Genomic DNA, 15,000 nt, shown 5'->3' on the forward strand with positions numbered 1-15,000 from the left:
AAACATGAGGGCGTATCGCCTGGTGTGTTGCGCGTGCGGCACCGAGTACGACGACGACGGGCTGAGGCTCGCGTGCGATACGCCCCATGAGCCCTCGCTGCTGCGCACCGTGTACCAGGCGTCGGGTCTGCACGCGAAGGATCCGGCTCCGGCCGGCAGCGTCTTCCGCTTCGCCTGGCTGCCGGTGGTCCGCGCGATACCCGGCTCGCCGGGGCCGGTCGCCTGCCGGGCCGAGGAACTCGGCCGTGCCCTCGGGCTGTCGGACCTGTGGATCTCCTTCAGCGGCCACTGGCCCGAGCGCGGCGCGCTGCTGCCGACCGGCACGTTCAAGGACCTGGAGGCCGGCGTGGTCCTGGGCCGCCTCCCGGACGATCCGCCGGTGCTGGTGCTCGCCTCCGCGGGCAACACCGCCGCCGCCTTCGCCGCCGCGTGTGTCCGGGAGGGGGCGAGGTGCCTGATCGTCGTTCCCTCGTACGCCGTGGGGGCGGTGTCCGCCGCGGCCGGACGGGCCGACGGCGTGGGGCTGGTCGTGGTCGAGGGCGGGACGTACGACGACGCGATCGCCCTGGCCGAGGCGGTGGGTGCCCTGGACGGTTTCCGGCCGGAGGGCGGGATACGCAACGTCGGGCGGCGTGACGGCCTGGCGACCTGCCTGTTGTCGGTCTTCGAGGCGTCGGGACGGCTGCCCCGCCACTACGTCCAGGCGGTGGGCAGCGGCGCGGGAGCGGTGGCCGCGCACGAGGCGGCCGGACGCCTGCGGGAGCACGGCTGCCCCGACCCGCTGCCCCGGCTCCTCCTGTGCCAGAACGCCCCTTACGCACCACTGCACGACGCCTGGCACGGCCGGCGGACCCCGGCGCCCGCCGGCCCCGTCGTCGCCCCGGAGCTGACGAACGGCCGGCCTCCTTTCGCCGTGCGCGGCGGTGTACGGGAGGCGCTGGTCGAGAGCGGCGGAACGGTGGTCGTCGCGGGGGGCGACGAGGCCCGGCACGCCATGGCCCTGTTCGAACGGGCCGAGGGCGTCGACATCGAGCCCGCGGCCGGGGTGGCGCTGGCGGGTCTGGCCAAGGCCGTCCGCGCCGGGCGCATCGGCACGGACGACATGGTGCTGCTCAACATCACCGGTGGCGGCCGGCGCCGCCTGTGCGCCGGGTCCGGGACCGTGCCGGTGCGGCCGGACCTCTCGGTCGACGTCGTCGAGACCCGCGACCCCGCCCTGCTCGAGATCGCCGCGAAGAGCGTCGCCGACGCGTTCCTGGCGTGACGCGACCCTCTGGAGGAACTGTGAAGATCGCTGTCGCCGGAGCCGCCGGCGCGCTCGGTTCAGCCGTCGTCGGGGACCTGAGGACGGCCGGTCACGACGTGTCCCGGCTGGTACGGGGCCAGGCCGACGCCGCGGACGAGATGGGCTGGGACCCTTCCTACGGCCGCATCGCCCCCGGGACCCTCGACGGCTTCGACGCGGTCGTGAATCTCTACAGCACCGGGCTGGCCGGCAAGCGCTGGAACGCGGCGCGGAAGCGGAAGATCCACGACAGTCGTGTGGTGGCCGCTCGCACCCTGGCCTCGGCCGTCGCCGAATCGGGTGTGCCGGTGTTCCTGAGCGGATCGGAGACCGCCTACTACGGGGACACCGGAACCGTCGACGTCGACGAGAGCGCCGGGAGCGGAACCGGTTTCCACGCGGAGCTGTGCCGCGACTGGGAGGCCGCCGCGAGAGAGGCCGAGGGCTCCGGCACCCGCGTCGTGCTGCTGCGTCTGGGGACGGTGCTCGCGGCGGACAGCGGCATCATCAAGGTCATGACACCGGCGTTCCGGGCGTTCCTGGGCTTCCGCTTCGGGCGGGGCGACCACTGCCTGTCGTGGGTGGCCGAGGACGACGCGGTCGCCGCGGTGCGGTTCGTCCTGGAGAACGAGTCGGTCGCCGGGCCGGTCAACGTCACGGCGCCCGGGGCCGCCGTTCAGCGCGAGTTCGCCGCCGCGCTGGGCCGGGCCCTCCGCCGCCCGGTGCCCTGGAGCCTGCCGCGCCCGGTGCTGAGGGCCGCGCTCGGCGAGTACGCGGACGGCTTCTTCACCGGCCGGCGCGCGGTTCCGTCGGTCCTCACCGCCGCGGGGTTCGGCTTCCGCCACCCGGACCTCGACGGCGCGATCGCGGCGCTGTTCAGGGCAGGGACCTGACGGTCCGGCGCAGCAGGGCCAGGGTGCCGCTGCCGGCTGCCAGCCCGGACACCGCGAGCGTGAGCGCGAGCCCGTCCCTGGTACCGAGCGCGGCCGACAGGCCCTGGGCGGCCAGACCGCCGAGCAGCGCGCCGAACGGGATGGCCGAGAAGTTGAGCGTTCCCGCTGTCGCGCTCACCCGTCCGAGCAGCCCCGCCGGGACCGCCTCCTGACGGAGGGTCACGACGGTCGAGTTCCACAGCGGGAGCGAGAACGACGACACGACCCGCAGCACGAGCAGTGTCGGCAGCGGGGGCAGCACCAGTGCCAGCGGGGCGAACACCCAGACCGCGGCAGCCGCGTTGGCCCCCAGCAGTGCCCGCCCGGTTCCGGCCCGCCGCCGCATCGGCACCGTCAGCCACGCCCCGAGCACCGCCGCCACGGTGCCGGACGCGAACAGGATCCCGGCGACGCCCGCGGACAGTCCCAGGGCCCGGTAGGCGAAGAGCAGCAGGACGGTGTTGACGGCCGTGTTGCCGAAGTTCCGCGCCGCCGACGCCAGGGTCGTGCGGCGGAGCACCTCGTGGTGCCACAGCACCCGCACGCCCTCTCGCAGGTCCTGCCAGAGCGAGTTCCGGCTCTTGGCGTCCGGCGGCGGCTCCGGTGTCCTGATCACGAGGATCCCGGCCACCGAGAAGCAGAAGGACAGCGCGTTCACGGCCAGCGCGGTCGGGCCGCCCCACCACTGCACCAGCCAGCCTCCGAGGGCGGGCCCGAGTACCAGGGCCAGGGTGTTGGAGATCTCCATGCGCGCGTTGGCGGTGCCGAGGAAGTCCGGTCCCACGAGCGTCGGCAGGTGCGACTGGCTCGCCACGTTGAAGAAGACGGCACAGACCCCGGCGACCACGGCGACCGCGTAGAGCATGCCCAGGTGGCTGTCCCCGCTGAGGGTGAGCAGGGGCACGGCACCGAACGCGAGCCCGCGCACCACGTCGGAGGCGACCATCACGGGCCGCCTGCGCCTGCGGTCCATGAGCACCCCGACGAACAGCCCGAGCAGGCTGTAGGCGCCGGTGTTGAGCATGTTGAGGACACCGACCTCGAGCGACGAGGCGCCGAACGCGGTGATCGCGATGGTGGGCAGAACGAAGGCGGCGACCTGGTCGCCGACGACGCTCACGCTCTGGCCGGCCCAGTACCACCGGAAGTCCCGCCGCCCCGTTCGCTGCCCCTCGGCGTCCCCGACGCCCTCGGCGGTCAGGTCCGTCCGTCCCGGCATCGCAGTCCCCGCTCAGTCCATGACCCGGCTCGCGCCGAGGAAGTTCTGCTGAAGCGCGTACGACACGGCCTCGGTCCGGTTCGAGCAGTTCAGCTTCGCGAGGATGTTGCTGATGTGGCGCTTCACCCCGTGTTCGGAGATGCCGATCCGCGGTGCTATCTGCTTGTTGCTCAGCCCCTGCGACAGCAGCCCCAGGACGTCGATCTCCCGCTGGGTCAGCGGGTTGCGGTGCCACAGGGAGGACAGGCGCCCCTCGGCGGAGCGGTGCGCGCGCCGGGCGAGACGTCTGGACGCGGGGGCCGCTGTCCCCGCGGGTGGAGGAGTCGCTGCCCCCGCGGGCGGAGCAGTCGCTGCCCCCGCGGACGGAGGAGTCGCTGCCTCGGCCCTCCGGTGGAGGCGCAGGACGCTGCCGAGCCGTTCGGACGTCAGCCCCTGCAGCGGCACGATGCCCTCGGGAAAACGCTGGACGAGCCGGGCCAGCCGCGGATCGAGGGTGTCGCGCAGCAGGAGGAGCACCGTGCTCCCCGCGCCGGCCGCCCACGCCTGGATCCGCTCCAGGTCGTCCTCCGGCAGGTCGCTGGAGACCAGCACGATGTCGGCATGGCCGGCCGCCAGGGTGTCACAGGGGTCGCCCGCCTGCGTCACGGTGATGACCTGCGAGACGGACTCCATCGCCCAGAGCATCGCCAGCAGTCCGAAACGGACCACCTCGTTCGGCTCGACCACCGCTATCGCACGGGGCGCCGGCCTGTCGTGGCCCGGCCCCGCCTCGCCCCTGTCGGATAAGCAGCCGGTCGCGGCGTACCCGTTCCCGCCGGCTTCACCTACAACGTGTACACCGTTCATTGGCCCCCGCCTACTGTCGTTCTACGACAGCAGCATCCCCGAAATACGTAAGAAACTTCGTATGAATAGAACAAGCGCGCTTTATTTTTTACCTTCCCGGGCGCTCGACGTCGACCCCCACCCGGTCCCGGGCAACACTCAGGGCCGGTTTCACCCATCCGCGAAACCGGCCCTGAACTGCGTCTTCATAAGTCGTGAAGCTTCCCCTCACGACTGGACACCCGGAGACTGGGACATGAGGCTCCAGAGGAAGTGGTGCCAGGTGGGCAGTCAGTACCCGAAACGGTATTCGGAGGAGTCCTAGCGGGACGCGATCGTCGCGGCCCGCCGGCCTCGGTCAAGGACGCCGGTCCCCAAGTGGTCCCCAGGAACGGTCAAGGGCCGGTTTCGGATCTCTCCGAAACCGGCCCTGACCTACGACTTCCTCAGTCGGGACGACAGGATTTGAACCTGCGACCCCTTGACCCCCAGTCAAGTGCGCTACCAAGCTGCGCCACGTCCCGATGCGTTTCGCGCGGTGAACCGCGTGATCACGCAGGTCAACAGTACCTCATCGGGACGCTGGGGTGGTCAGCCCCGTACGCCGGAGCCCTCGGCATCGCGGGGTCGGTGGTGGGGGTGCCGTCCTCGGTGGCGGTGGCCATGTCGAGCAGCGGCGGCGCACGGCCGGGGGGCCGCGGGCGAGGCCGTGGGACTCGACGCCGCGTGTCTGCCCGGCCTTCCCCTTGCCCTTCGGCATCATCTGCCGCCTGGCGTGCGAACAGTTCCACAGAGTGCGGGCCACGTGCGCCCGGTCGTCGATCACGAAGCGGTTCGACGGCGAGGGCGATCACGTACACCTGCTCGCGCACCACCCGCCGAAGGCCCAGTTCCCCAAGCCGGTCGACTCCCTCAAGGGCGTCTTCGCGCGCCTGTTGCGCAAGGGGTACGACGCGCACGTGCGCCGGCGTCTGCGGGAGCGGACGCTTCCGGTCCGGCTCCCACTTCGCCGGAGGCCGCGGCGGGGCGCCCCCGGGCCGAGCCGAACACCGCGGACCCGTACTCATGCGCGGGCCGGATCGGACGAGGACCGAGCGGCCCCGAAACAGCCGCGCGCGGTTCCCCGGGGATGCGGGGAACCGCGCGACGGGGAGCCGGGATCAGCCGGTGGCGACCATCTGCCGCGGCTCGCCGTCCCGCCGCTCCGACCGCGCGGTCCGCAGCGCCGCGATCCCGATGAAGGCCATCGACGCCGTGCCGGCCATGGCGAAGGCCGTGAAGCCCCAGTCGCCCTTGTCCGCGGCGAGCAACTGACCGCCCAGCCACGGTCCGAAGACCGCGCCGAAGCGGCCCATGCCGGAGGTCCAGCCGACCGCCGTGGCGCGGTTGGCGGGGGCGGAGCCGATGGACACGGTCGCGTAGATCATCGTCTGGGCGCTGTTGAGGAACACGCCGGTGAGGAAGACGACCGCGAAGGTCAGCGTCAGCGGCATGTGGACGCTGAGCAGGAAGACGCCGCCGGCGGTCAGCGCGAACCAGATCGCCGAGATGCGCGGGGCGCCGAAGCGGTCGGAGGCCCGGCCGGCGACCAGCATGCCCACGATGCCGCCGAGGTTGAACAGCACGACGAAGGTGAGCGCGGAGCCGAGTTCGTAGCCCTCGCCGCGCATCAGGGTGGGCAGCCAGGTGGCGACGCCGTACACGAGGAGCAGGCCGCCGAAGGAGGCCAGCCAGTACAGCAGGGTCTGGACCCACTCGCCGCCGCGGAACAGGTTGAGCAGGTTGGCCCAGGGGGCGCCGGCGGCGGTCCGGTCCTTGGCGGCGGGCAGTTCGACGTCGTAGCGGCCGGCCAGCGCGCGGGCCTCCTCCGCGCGGCCGCGGGCGACCAGGAAGCTCAGCGACTCGGGCAGGAACCGGGCGAGCACGGGAACGAAGAGCAGCGGGACCACGCAGACCCAGAAGGCGGCGCGCCAGCCGAGCGGCTCGACGATCCACAGGGCCACGTAGGCGGAGAGGATGCCGCCGGCGTGGTGGGCGGTCATCAGCAGGCCGATGGTGAGGGCGGCGCGGCCGCGCGGGGCGTAGTCGGAGACCATGCTGATCGCGGTCGGCAGCAGGCCGCCGAGGCCGATGCCCGCCAGGGTCCGGCCGAGGCCGAAGACGGCGACGCCGTTCGCGACCGCGCAGAGGCCGGAGGCCAGCGAGAAGAGCGTGACGCAGGAGACCATCAGCTTCTTGCGGCCGACGCGGTCGGCGACCGTCCCCGCGGCCAGCGCGCCGACGAGCATGCCGAAGGTGGCGTAGCTGCCGAGGTCACCGGCCTGGGCCGAGGTGATGCCGAGGGCCTTCTCCTCGAGCATGTGGGGCAGCACCGAGCCGTAGATGAACATGTCCAGGCCGTCGAAGAGGACGGCGAGCCAGCACAGGCCGACGACCAGCAGGGCCAGTCCGCTGCCGCGGGCGGACAGCGCGGAGGAGGAGGACATCGTTGTTTTCCTCTCGTCCAGGAGGAGTTTCCCTGGAGGGGACGTGTGATGGGGCGACGCTAAGGACCCCGCTCACCTAGTGTCAACACTTTTGTTGACAATCTCAGCGACAATTTGGGGGGTGGGTCGCGCGCACATGTGTGCGCGACCCACCCCCGGTGTGCGGTCCTCGTCAGGCGGTCGGCGGTGTCCCGTGGGTGTGGAACGACGCGATGGTCTTCAGGCCCCAGGCCTGCCCCTTGGCCCGCTCCGCCTCGGTCCAGGTGACCAGCGGCCAGTCGGGCGCCAGCACCAGGCGGGTGAGCGGGTTGCACAGCTCGACGCGGTTGCCGCCCGGCTCGTAGACGTAGAGGAAGAACGTCTGCTGGATGGCGTGCTTGTGCGGGCCGGTCTCGATGAACACGCCGGTGTCGACGGCGAGGTCGGCGGCGCGCAGGATGTCCTCACGGGTGTCGGCCGCGAAGGCGATGTGGTGCAGCCGCCCGGAGGAGCCGGTCCAGTCCTCGGTGTAGACGACGTCGTACGACTTGTCGGTGAAGGTCAGCCAACGGGCGGCGACCTTCCCGGAGTCCAGCCGGATCTGCTCGGTGGGGCGGGCGCCGAGGAGCTGTTCCTGCCACTCGGCGTTGGCGAGGACGTCGGCGGCGAGGAAGTTGATGTGGTCCAGGCGGCGGACGCCCACGCCCCGGTTGGGTTTGGCCTGCGGCTGGTTCTTCAGCGCCGGCTTCAGCTCCTCGGGTGCCCGGTAGTGCTCGCTCTCCCAGTACAGGGCGTGTTCGTGGCCGTCCGGGTCGGCGGTGAGGTAGAGCCTGCCGATGCCGGGCTCGTCCTCGACCCACTTCCCGGACCGTCCCGCCGCTTCCAGGGCCGCCACCCGGCGCTGGAGGGCCTCCTCGCCGGAGGTGCGCAGTGCGAGCCGGCCGAGGCCGGGCCGTTCGCGGGCGGTGAGGACCAGGCTGTGGTGTTCGTAGTCGTCGTAGGTGCGCAGGTAGACGGTGTCGCCGTCCTGGCCGTTGACGGTCAGGCCGAGGTAGTCGGTGAAGAAGGCGACGCTGGCGTCCAGGTCGGGCGTGAAGAGCTGGGCGTGGCCGACATGGGCGATGTCACCGAGCGGCGGAGTCATGGGTGCCTCCAGGGCGTTGTGCGGGGATCGGTGCCGTCTCGGCGGACCGGGGGAAGACGGTGCCGTCGAAGATCTTGCGCGCGGTGCGTACGACGGCGGTGCGGCGGACCACGGTGGAGCCGGGGTCGACGTGGACGTCGACCTCCAGGAAGCCGGTGGGGTGTTCGACGCGCACCCGGTCGCCGGGGGCGGGGAGTTGCGCGATTCCCTCCCCCACCCCGCCCGGGACGCGCAGTCCGGCCGCCACGCTCGCGGCGCCCAGGACGCCGATGGAGGTGTGGCAGCGCACCGGGACGAAGGTGCGGGTGGTGACCGCGCCGCCGTGCCGGGGCGGGGCGAGCAGGGTCGGCTTGGGCACGGTGGCGCCCTCGACGTCCCCGAGGCCCATCAGGTGCCCGGCCGCCAGCCGGATCTCCTCGAGGCGCCCGGCGAGACGCACGTCCTCTTCCAGTTCCCCGGGCGTCTCGTACCCGGTGATCTTCAGCGCGGCCGCCGGGATCAGCACCACCGGCATGCCGTTGTCGACGCAGGTCACCTCGGTGCCGGCGATCGTGTCGCGGACGTTGCCGGTGGGCAGCAGCGGGCCCTCGCCCTGCGGGAACTCGATGACGACCGGGGCCGCGGTGCCCGGCACGCCGGATATCCCGGCGGTGCCGGTGGGGTCGACGCGTCCGCCCGGGGTCGGGAAGGTCGCGACGGCGCGTTCGCCGGTGTTGAGCATGCGGATGCGCACCGACGTCTCGTCGTCCCCGGCGGCCACCAGCCCGCGCTCGACGGCGAACGGGCCCACCCCGGCGAGGATGTTGCCGCAGTTCTGCCGGTCGGTGACCTCAGGGGTGTCCACGGCGACCTGGAGGAACAGGTAGTCGACGTCCGCGTCCGGGTCGGCCGAGCCGGAGACCACGGCGACCTTGCTGGTCAGCGGGTGGGCGCCGCCCAGGCCGTCGATCTGGCGCGGGTCGGGGCTGCCCATGATCCGCAGCAGCAGGTCGTCGCGGGCGCCGGGGTCGGCGGGCAGGTCTTCGGCCAGGAAGTAACCGCCCTTGGAGGTGCCGCCGCGCATCAGCGTGCAGCGCACCCCGTCGGAACCGGTCACGACCGATCCCCGGCCGCGTACTCGTCGTACGACTGGTAGACCACGCCCAGTCGCCTCAGCTTCTCGCGCAACCCGTAGCGGTCCAGGCCGAGCTGGCCCTCGACGAAGGCGGCGCGGGAGGCGGCCTCCTTGTTCTCCCGCGCCTCGGACGCCTCGGCCGTCCGCCGGGCCTTCTCGCGGGGGACGACCACCACGCCGTCGTCGTCGGCGACGATCACGTCACCGGGACGGATCACCTGCCCGTCGACGGCGACCGGTACGTTCACCGAGCCGCCGGTGGCCTTCACCGTGCCCTGTGCGGAGACCGCCCGGGACCAGGCGGCGAAGCCCATCTCGCGCAGTTCCTGCGTGTCGCGGATGCCCGCGTCGATGACCAGGCCGCGCACACCGCGCCGTCGCAGCGCGGTGGCGAACAGCTCGCCGAACATGCCGTCGGTGGACGGGGAGGTGGTGGTGACGACCAGGACGTCGCCCTCGCCGCACTGCTCCACGGCGGCGTGGATCATCAGGTTGTCGCCGGGCCAGGAGAGCACGGTGACCGCGGTGCCCGCGACCCGAACGCCCTGCTGGACCGGCCGTATACCCGGTCCGAGCAGCCCGGTGCGGCCCATGGCCTCGCTGATCGTGGCCACGCCGTACCCGGCGAGCGCCTCGACGTCCTCGGCGGCGGCCTTCGGGGGGTCGGTGACGACGACGCCGCTCATGCCAGCTCCTTCGCGATCTGCGGGTACGGGCGCATGAACGCCTCGGCCATGGTCTTGTGCGGCAGGCCCAGGTTGGGGCCCGCGTTGCGCTTGAGCTGGACGCCGCGGCGGACGGCCAGGTCGGTGTAGTAGTCCCACAGGTGCCGCTGGGCGCCGAGGCACTCCATGGCCTCGCGCTTGGTCTCCCACACCTCGGTGACGTCGAGCAGCACCTCCGGCCTGAAGCCGCTCATCTCGGGCTGGTGCGGCTCGAAGTAGAAGACGGGCGGGGCGCCGATGATCTCGCCCTCGCCCGGGTAGCCGATGGCCTGGGCGAGGACACGGGCCTGAAGTGCCATGCGGTTGGCGGCCGGGTGGTCGCCGTTGTACGGGTCCTCGACGGGATGGGTCAGCACCACGTCGGGCTGGGTGGCGCGGTAGGCCTCGACGAGCCGGTCGGTCAGTTCGGGGGTGGCGGTCAGCGGGTAGTCACCGGCGTCGAAGAAGCGGACCTCGGCGCCGAGGACGGCGGCGGCCTTCTCGGCCTCCGCCCGGCGGATCGCCTTGATCTCCTCCAGCTCCTTCCCCTCGCGCCAGGCCTTGGCCGACTCACCGCGCTCGCCGAAGGTCAGGCACGCGATGGTGACCTTCTCCCCGCGCGAGGCGGCCAGGGCGATGGCGCCGCCCGCCCGCCACACGAAGTCCCCCGCGTGCGCGGTGACGACGAGCGTCGAACGTGGGGCGGCGGCGGGCGCGTTGGCATGCGTCATGACTGAAGATCTCCTTGGTGACAGGTGACGCCCGCCCCGGTGCGTGTGTCAGTCGCGCAGCGCCTCGATCACGCTGGTGAGGTGGGCGCGGACGGCCGCCTCGGCCGCCTGCGGGTCCCTGGCCGCGATCGTCTCGATCATGGCCAGATGCTCGTTCAGGGATTGCTGCGGACGCCCCGGCCGCAGCGCCAACTGGAAGCGGTGCCGCACCAGTTGGGCGTTGAGCCGCTCCAGGAGTTCCACGGCCGTCGACTGGCCGGAGAACTCCCGGATCCTGGCGTGGAGTTCGTGGTTGAGCTCCGAGTAGGTGAGCGGTTCGCCGTCGGCCACGGCCTTGCGCATCGACGTGCCCAGGTCCTTGAGCTCGGTGACCTGCGCGTCGGTGACGGCGGCCGCCGCCTTCGCCGCGCAGAGACCTTCGAGGACCAGGCGGCACTCGGTGATGGCGACCGCTTCCTCCACGGTCACCACCCGCACCCGTGAACCACGGTTGCGGATCCGCTCCACCAGCCCCTGGGACTCCAGCTCGATCAGCGCGGCCCGGATGCTGGCCCGGGTCACGCCGAACTGCTCGGCGAGTTCGTTCTCCACCAGCCGCTGCGCCGGCGCCATCTCGCCGTGCAGGATCGCCTCCCGCAACTGCCCGAGCGCAAGCTGTTTGGCCTGCTCCCCGGTGCCCGGACGGGCTTGGTTCGGCATGGTCGCCCTCCCTGAGTGAGTGCCTGTCGAACGTAAATCTAGCCAAACAAGATTGTCAACAATTTTGTTCGCCGTATTGCGGGTGCCGCTCCCGGCGCATTGATTGTCCTGTCAAAAGGTTGACATGACGCCGGATCCCCGCAGAAGGTGAGCGGACAGGACACGGACCGGGCCGGAGAGAGGCTTTCATGGTGGACGCACTGGGTGTCGCCGTCGTCGGATTCGGCTGGATGGGGCGGGTGCACACCCAGGCGTACGCGCGCGTACGGCACCACTATCCGCAGCTCGCCCTCCGCCCGGAGCTGGTCACGGTCGCCGAGGAGGTGCCGGGCCGGGCCGAGGAGGCCGCCGCGCAGTTCGGGTTCGCCTCGACGACCCGCGACTGGCGGGAGGTGGCCGCCGACCCCCGGGTGCGGGCCGTCAGCATCACCGCGCCGAACTTCCTGCACCGCGAGATCGGTGTCGCGATGGCCGAGGCCGGCAAGCACATCTGGATCGAGAAGCCGGTGGGCCTGGGCGCGGACGACGCCCGCGCGGTCGCGGACGCGGTCGCCAAGGCCGGGGTCCAGGGGACGGTCGGCTTCAACTATCGCAACGCGCCCGCCGTGGAGGCGGCCCGCGAGCTGATCGCCTCCGGTGAGATCGGCACGGTCACCCATGTCCGCATCCGCCTCTTCAGTGACTACGCGGCTCACCCGGAGGGTGCGCTGACCTGGCGCTACGAGCGGGAGCGCGGGGGCAGCGGGGTGCTCGGCGACCTGGCCTCGCACGGTGCCGATCTGGCGCGCTTCCTGCTCGGTGACATCACCTCGCTGACCGCGGACACGGCGGTCTTCCTGCCCGAGCGGGCCCGGCCCGTCGGCGCCACGGCCGGTCACTCCCGCGCGGCCGGCGGCGAACTCGGCCCGGTGGAGAACGAGGACTACGTCAGCTGTCTGCTGCGGTTCGCCTCCGGTGCGCGTGGGGTGCTGGAGGCGTGCCGGGTGTCGGTCGGCGAGCAGAACAACTACGGCTTCGAGGTGCACGGCACCGAGGGGGCGGTGTTCTGGGACTTCCGCCGGATGAACGAACTCGGCGTCAGCCGGGGCACCGGCTACCAGGACCAGCCCGTCAGCACGGTTTATGTCGGGCCGGGGCACGGGGAGTTCGGGGCGTTCCAGCCGGGGGCGGCGAACGCCATGGGGTACGACGACCTGAAGGTGATCGAGGCGTACCGGTTTCTGCGCTCCGTCGCGGAGGGGGTTCCGTACGGGGCGGGGCTCGCGGACGCCGTGCGCAGTGCGGCGGTGCTGGACGCGATGGCGCGGTCGGCGGAGAGCGGCGCCTGGGTGACGCCGGAGGCGCCCTGACGTTTTTTCCTCGCCCCCGCCGCCCCTTCCCTCCCCCACTCTCGGCTTCGCTCGAGCGGGAGGTACCCCCATCGTCCCTGGGGGCTCCGCCCCCGGACCCCCTTCGCGCAGTTCCCCGCGCCCCTGAAGGGGCGCGGGGAACTGCGCGAGCAACCACCCACCCGCCCGAGCGTCGGGGGCGAGGAATCAGTGGCCGTCCGGCCGTCACCCCGCCGTCGTCGGGGGCGGCATGTTGTAGGGGGTCACCACCTGGACGGCGGAGGGGAGGGTGGGCCCGGCCGGCGGCAGGGCGCCGTGGGCGCGCATCACCAGGTGGCAGGCCTCCCGCAGATCGTGCCGCAGATCGTGGTGGAGCACGGCGGACAGCCGGTGCTCCCGCAGCAGCCGGGTGTTGTCGTGGTCGAGATCGTGCGCGACGAACACCGCGCACTCCCGCCCGGCGTCCTCGAAGGCCCGCAGGGTCGCGATGTTCCCACCACCGATCGAGTAGACCGCGCGGATCCCCGGATCCCGTTCCAGAGCGGCCCGGACCAGGTCGTACTGCGTGGCGTCCAGCCCCTGCCCCTCCGCGATCTCGACGAGGGCCCGCCCGGGGAACCGGGCGCGCATGACGCTGCGGAAACCCATCTCACGCTCCTCCTCGTTGCGGAAGGAGCCGCTGGAGAGGCTGGTGAGCACATTGCCGGGCCGGTCGCCCAGCCACTGCCCCATGAGGTAGGCGGCGGTCGCGCCCGCCGCGCGGTTGTCGCTTCCGACGTGCCCGATCCGGGCGCTCGCGGGCAGATCCGTCACCAGGGTCACCACCGGAACCCCGGCCGCCGCGAGCCGGCCGACGGCCGCGGTGACCTCGGGGACGTCGGGGGCCTTGAGGAACACGCCCTGCGAGCCGCGTCGGCCGATCCGGTCGAGGACCGCGACCAGCTCCCCCGCCGGGCCCGTCTCCCGGAAGTGGAAGCGGGAGCGGACCACCGCCGGGTGCAGGGAGGGCAGTTCGGCCTCCAGGGCGGCCCGTACGGCGGTGGAGAACCGCTCCGGCGACTGCATCACGATGTCCACCATGAACGTCCGGCCGACCAGCCGGACCTGGGTGCGCTGCCGGTCCAGGTCGGCGATCGCCCGGTGCACCTCCCGCGCGGTGCTCTCCCGTACTCCGCCCCGGCCGTTGAGGACCCGGTCCACCGTGGCCTCGCTCAACCCGGCCTGACGTGCGATTTCCCGGATCGGGAAGGGGTGGCCCACATCCGCTCCTGAGGGGTTTTTGATGGCTTGCCGCTGGTTGTTCGAAGGGTTTGTACTGACAAGAATGACATCAGCCGCGTCGCTCCGTGACCCGAAGGGACGACCTCATGTCAGCCTCCACCCACCAGCGGACGCCCGCGCCGGCCGCCTGGCTGTCCGAGCGGGACTGCGACCTGGACGCCTTCCGCGCACTGGTCGAGCAGCCGACCGAGGCCGCCGCCTACCCGCACGCCAGTGGTGTCGAGCGGAACGTGCCGCTGTACGACGCCGACCGGCTCGCCCTCGCCGACCGCCGTGCCGTACAGGCCGAGCTGGTGCGCGCGTTCGCGGACGGCCCCGGCGTCGTGGTGGTCCGCGGCGCCTTCGCCGATCCGGCGGTCGTGGACCGGACCACCGCCGTGTTCGACGCCCTGATCGCCGAGCAGCGCGCCTCGGGCACCGGCGCCGGCGACCACTTCGCCCGGCCGGGCGCCAACGACCGGGTGTGGAACGCCCTGGAGAAGGCGGCCCTGTACGACCCCGAGGCGTTCGCCGAGTACTACGCCAACGACGTGATCGCGCTGGTCTCCTCGGCCTGGCTCGGCCCCGGCTACCAGGTCACCTCCCAGGTCAACGTGGTCAACCCGGGTGGCGCGGCGCAGACCGTGCACCGCGACTACCATCTCGGGTTCCTCTCGAACGAGGCCGCCTCCGCCTACCCGGCGCACGTGCACCGCCTCTCCCCCGTGCTCACCCTCCAGGGCGCGGTGGCGCACTGCGACATGCCCGTCGAGTCCGGGCCCACGCTGTACCTGCCGCACTCGCAGAAGTACGAGCCGGGCTATCTCGCCTGGCGGCTCCCGGAGTTCCGGGCGTACTTCGAGGAGCACCACGTGCAACTGCCGCTCGCCAAGGGCGACGCGGTGTTCTTCGACCCGGCGCTGTTCCACGCCGCCGGCGCCAACCACTCGGCGGACATCCGGCGCATGGCCAACCTCCTCCAGGTGTCCTCGGCGTTCGGCCGGGCGATGGAGACGGTGGACCGCGAGGCGGTGGTGGACGCCGTCTACCCGGTGCTCCTCAAGCGCAAGGCCGAGGGCGCCGGCGAGCGGTGGCTGGAGAACGTGATCGCGGCGAGCGCCGAGGGGTACCCCTTCCCCACCAACCTCGACCGCGACCCGCCGGTCGAGGGCCTGGCCCCGCCCTCGCAGGCCGACGTCGTACGCCGGGCCCTGCGCGAGGGCTGGACCGCGCGGACCCTGCGGGGCGAACTGCGGGCCGGCGCCAAGCGGCGCGAGAGCTGAAAGGACCCGGA

General features: G+C 72.4%; 13 protein-coding genes, 1 tRNA gene and 1 pseudogene. 5 read left to right on the forward strand and 10 right to left on the reverse strand.

Annotation, left to right across the window (positions count from 1 at the left end; all coding sequences use genetic code 11):
* Positions 1-4 precede the first annotated feature (4 nt).
* Both ACZ62B_RS01140 and ACZ62B_RS01145 read left to right on the forward strand, forming a co-directional pair.
* Positions 5-1,264, forward strand: a complete 1,260-nt coding sequence (locus ACZ62B_RS01140) for a cysteate synthase (protein ID WP_344560012.1) — start codon at positions 5-7, stop codon at positions 1,262-1,264.
* 20 nt (positions 1,265-1,284) lie between these two features.
* Complete coding sequence (locus ACZ62B_RS01145) at positions 1,285-2,178, forward strand: TIGR01777 family oxidoreductase (protein WP_469689080.1); 894 nt, start codon at positions 1,285-1,287, stop codon at positions 2,176-2,178.
* On the opposite strand, the gene ACZ62B_RS01150 is transcribed toward ACZ62B_RS01145, so the two are convergent.
* From ACZ62B_RS01150 to ACZ62B_RS01160, 3 genes are all read right to left on the reverse strand, one after another.
* A complete protein-coding gene (locus tag ACZ62B_RS01150) occupies positions 2,162-3,436 on the reverse strand; it encodes an MFS transporter (protein ID WP_344560014.1) in 1,275 nt (424 codons plus the stop codon). The two genes, ACZ62B_RS01145 and ACZ62B_RS01150, sit on opposite strands and share 17 nt — an antisense overlap.
* Positions 3,437-3,448: 12 nt before the next feature.
* Entirely contained in the window at positions 3,449-4,162 is a 714-nt protein-coding gene (locus tag ACZ62B_RS01155) for a helix-turn-helix transcriptional regulator (protein WP_469689081.1), read from the reverse strand.
* 549 nt (positions 4,163-4,711) lie between these two features.
* Positions 4,712-4,785 (reverse strand) — tRNA-Pro (locus ACZ62B_RS01160).
* Between the two features lie 270 nt (positions 4,786-5,055).
* Between ACZ62B_RS01160 and ACZ62B_RS01165 the strand changes: the two are divergent.
* A pseudogene (locus ACZ62B_RS01165) lies at positions 5,056-5,217 on the forward strand (transposase); the annotation flags it as partial.
* A 204-nt stretch (positions 5,218-5,421) separates the two neighbouring features.
* Here the strand turns inward: ACZ62B_RS01165 and ACZ62B_RS01170 are convergent.
* The 6 genes from ACZ62B_RS01170 to ACZ62B_RS01195 form a co-directional block, all read right to left on the reverse strand.
* Positions 5,422-6,747, reverse strand: coding sequence for an MFS transporter (locus ACZ62B_RS01170; RefSeq protein WP_469689082.1), 1,326 nt, complete (start codon positions 6,745-6,747; stop codon positions 5,422-5,424).
* A 172-nt stretch (positions 6,748-6,919) separates the two neighbouring features.
* Entirely contained in the window at positions 6,920-7,870 is a 951-nt protein-coding gene (locus ACZ62B_RS01175; protein WP_344560017.1) for a VOC family protein, read from the reverse strand.
* Positions 7,851-8,966 carry a 4-oxalomesaconate tautomerase gene (locus ACZ62B_RS01180; RefSeq protein ID WP_344560018.1) on the reverse strand — a complete coding sequence of 372 codons (1,116 nt, stop codon included), beginning with the start codon at positions 8,964-8,966 and terminating at the stop codon, positions 7,851-7,853. Before ACZ62B_RS01180 ends, ACZ62B_RS01175 begins: the two co-directional genes overlap by 20 nt.
* Positions 8,963-9,670 carry a 4-carboxy-4-hydroxy-2-oxoadipate aldolase/oxaloacetate decarboxylase gene (locus ACZ62B_RS01185; protein WP_344560019.1) on the reverse strand — a complete coding sequence of 236 codons (708 nt, stop codon included), beginning with the start codon at positions 9,668-9,670 and terminating at the stop codon, positions 8,963-8,965. The genes ACZ62B_RS01180 and ACZ62B_RS01185 overlap by 4 nt, the downstream gene beginning before the upstream one ends.
* The gene (locus ACZ62B_RS01190; RefSeq protein WP_344560020.1) at positions 9,667-10,419 is read right to left on the reverse strand and encodes a PIG-L deacetylase family protein; all 753 of its coding nucleotides are present in this window, start codon (positions 10,417-10,419) and stop codon (positions 9,667-9,669) included. The genes ACZ62B_RS01185 and ACZ62B_RS01190 overlap by 4 nt, the downstream gene beginning before the upstream one ends.
* 48 nt (positions 10,420-10,467) lie before the next feature.
* A complete protein-coding gene (locus ACZ62B_RS01195) occupies positions 10,468-11,118 on the reverse strand; it encodes a GntR family transcriptional regulator (protein WP_344560021.1) in 651 nt (216 codons plus the stop codon).
* A 188-nt stretch (positions 11,119-11,306) separates the two neighbouring features.
* Between ACZ62B_RS01195 and ACZ62B_RS01200 the strand changes: the two genes are divergently transcribed.
* Positions 11,307-12,467: a Gfo/Idh/MocA family protein gene (locus ACZ62B_RS01200; protein ID WP_469689083.1), complete on the forward strand. Its 1,161-nt coding sequence runs from the start codon at positions 11,307-11,309 to the stop codon at positions 12,465-12,467.
* A 204-nt stretch (positions 12,468-12,671) separates the two neighbouring features.
* On the opposite strand, the gene ACZ62B_RS01205 is transcribed toward ACZ62B_RS01200, so the two are convergent.
* A complete protein-coding gene (locus ACZ62B_RS01205) occupies positions 12,672-13,706 on the reverse strand; it encodes a LacI family DNA-binding transcriptional regulator (protein ID WP_469689084.1) in 1,035 nt (344 codons plus the stop codon).
* Positions 13,707-13,813: 107 nt separating this feature from the next.
* On the opposite strand from ACZ62B_RS01205, the gene ACZ62B_RS01210 reads away from it, so the two are divergent.
* Entirely contained in the window at positions 13,814-14,989 is a 1,176-nt protein-coding gene (locus ACZ62B_RS01210) for a phytanoyl-CoA dioxygenase family protein (protein WP_344560024.1), read from the forward strand.
* The last annotated feature ends 11 nt before the right edge of the window (positions 14,990-15,000 follow it).

Source organism: Streptomyces sp. NPDC053426 (assembly GCF_055585405.1).

Bases quoted from the DNA above. Each gene is read 5' to 3' on its own strand.
- ACZ62B_RS01140 (WP_344560012.1), top strand. From the start codon at position 5: ATGAGGGCGTATCGCCTGGTGTGTTGCGCGTGCGGCACCGAGTACGAC.
- ACZ62B_RS01150 (WP_344560014.1), bottom strand. From the start codon at position 3,436: ATGCCGGGACGGACGGACCTGACCGCCGAGGGCGTCGGGGACGCCGAG.
- ACZ62B_RS01170 (WP_469689082.1), bottom strand. From the start codon at position 6,747: ATGTCCTCCTCCTCCGCGCTGTCCGCCCGCGGCAGCGGACTGGCCCTG.
- ACZ62B_RS01175 (WP_344560017.1), bottom strand. From the start codon at position 7,870: ATGACTCCGCCGCTCGGTGACATCGCCCATGTCGGCCACGCCCAGCTC.
- ACZ62B_RS01185 (WP_344560019.1), bottom strand. From the start codon at position 9,670: ATGAGCGGCGTCGTCGTCACCGACCCCCCGAAGGCCGCCGCCGAGGAC.
- ACZ62B_RS01190 (WP_344560020.1), bottom strand. From the start codon at position 10,419: ATGACGCATGCCAACGCGCCCGCCGCCGCCCCACGTTCGACGCTCGTC.
- ACZ62B_RS01195 (WP_344560021.1), bottom strand. From the start codon at position 11,118: ATGCCGAACCAAGCCCGTCCGGGCACCGGGGAGCAGGCCAAACAGCTT.
- ACZ62B_RS01200 (WP_469689083.1), top strand. From the start codon at position 11,307: ATGGTGGACGCACTGGGTGTCGCCGTCGTCGGATTCGGCTGGATGGGG.
- ACZ62B_RS01210 (WP_344560024.1), top strand. From the start codon at position 13,814: ATGTCAGCCTCCACCCACCAGCGGACGCCCGCGCCGGCCGCCTGGCTG.